The 1,441-nt window shown below is 65.5% G+C and carries 1 protein-coding gene; it reads right to left on the bottom strand.

Annotated elements, in window-relative coordinates; translation table 11 throughout:
• A partial coding sequence (locus tag IEZ15_RS43930; RefSeq protein WP_189282510.1) for a non-ribosomal peptide synthetase occupies positions 1 to 1,441 on the bottom strand: 1,441 nt, incomplete at both ends.

The following is a 1,441-nucleotide window of genomic DNA, read 5'->3' as shown; positions in this document are numbered from 1 at the left end:
CCGGGGGTGGTGGTGATGTAGGCGGTGAGTCGTTTGTCGCCGGGGGTGTCTTCGCGGAGGGTGATGGTGGTGGTGTGGATGTGGGGGTGGGTGTTGAGGGCGTTTTCGATTTCGCCGAGTTCGATGCGGTAGCCGCGGAGTTTGATTTGGTTGTCGATGCGGCCGATGAATTCGAGGGTGCCGTCGGGGCGCCAGGTGAGGAGGTCGCCGGTGTGGTAGGTGCGGGGGTCGTTGGGGGTGTGGAGGGGGTTGGGGGTGAAGCGTTGGGTGGTGAGGTCGGTGCGGTTGTGGTAGTTGCGGGCGAGGCAGATGCCGCCGAGGAGGGCGTGTCCGGGGATGCCGATGGGTGCGGGTTGGTTGTGGTGGTCGAGGACGTAGGTGGTGGTGTTGGTGATGGGGCGGCCGAGGGTGGTGGTGTGGCCGTTGGGGTCGGGTGTGGTGGTGAGGCTCATGACGTTGGCGACGGAGCCTTCGGTGGCGCCGTATTCGTTGCTGATGGTGGTTGTGGTGGTGCTGGTGTCGAGGAGTTGGGTGACGAGGGTGGGGGTGAGGTTTTCGCCGCCGGCGACGATGGTGGTGATGTGGTGGGTGGCGTTTTGGGTGTTGAGGTGGGTGGCGAGGATTTCGAGGTGGGAGGGGGTTGCTTTGAGGAAGCTGATCGGGGTGTTGGTGAGGATGAGGTCGATGGCGGCGTCGAAGGCGGTCTGATCGGGCTGGGTGTGGGGGATGGCGAGTTGGGTGCCTTGGATGAGGGGGAGGAAGAGGGCGGTGATGGTGAGGTCGAAGGTGACCGAGGAGTAGAGGATGGTGCCGATGCCGCCCGGCTCCTCGACGGGGTAGTTCTGGTCGCACCAGTGGAGGTAGTTGACGACGCCCCGGTGTTCCAGGGCCACACCCTTCGGCCTGCCCGTCGAGCCGGAGGTGTAGATGATGTAGGCGAGGTCGTCAGGTGTGGCGAGCGGTTCGGGGTTGGTGTCGGTTCCTTGGGGCCATTCGGTGTCGACGAGAAGACGCGGGGTGCCGGTCGGAAGGCGGTCACTGTGCTGTGTACTGGTGATGATCAGGGGTGCGTCTGCGTCTTCGACCATGTAGGTGATGCGGTCGGTCGGGTAGTCCGGGTCGAGGGGTACGAATGCTGCCCCGGCCTTGAGGATGCCGAGGAGGGTGGCGATCAGTTCGGGGGAGCGGTCGAGGCAGACCGCGATCAGTGTGTCGGGGGTGATGCCCGTGGTGCGCAGGTGGTGGGCGAGCTGGTTGGCGCGGGCGTTGAGCTGGGCGTAGGTCCACTGCTCGGCGCCATGGGTGACGGCGATGGAATCCGGGTCGGTAGTGACGCGGTCCTCGACGAGTGAGTGGATGGTCGCCGTGTCGGGGTAAGGGCCGGTGCTCCCGTTCCAGTCGACCAGGATCTCCTGCCGCTCCCGCGCCGTCAGCATGTTCA

The sequence above is a fragment of the Streptomyces atratus genome (assembly GCF_014648655.1).
Classification (GTDB): Bacteria; Actinomycetota; Actinomycetes; order Streptomycetales; family Streptomycetaceae; genus Streptomyces; species Streptomyces atratus.
Note: the sequence above shows the minus strand (reverse complement) of the source record. Positions and strands in the feature narration are given on the sequence as shown.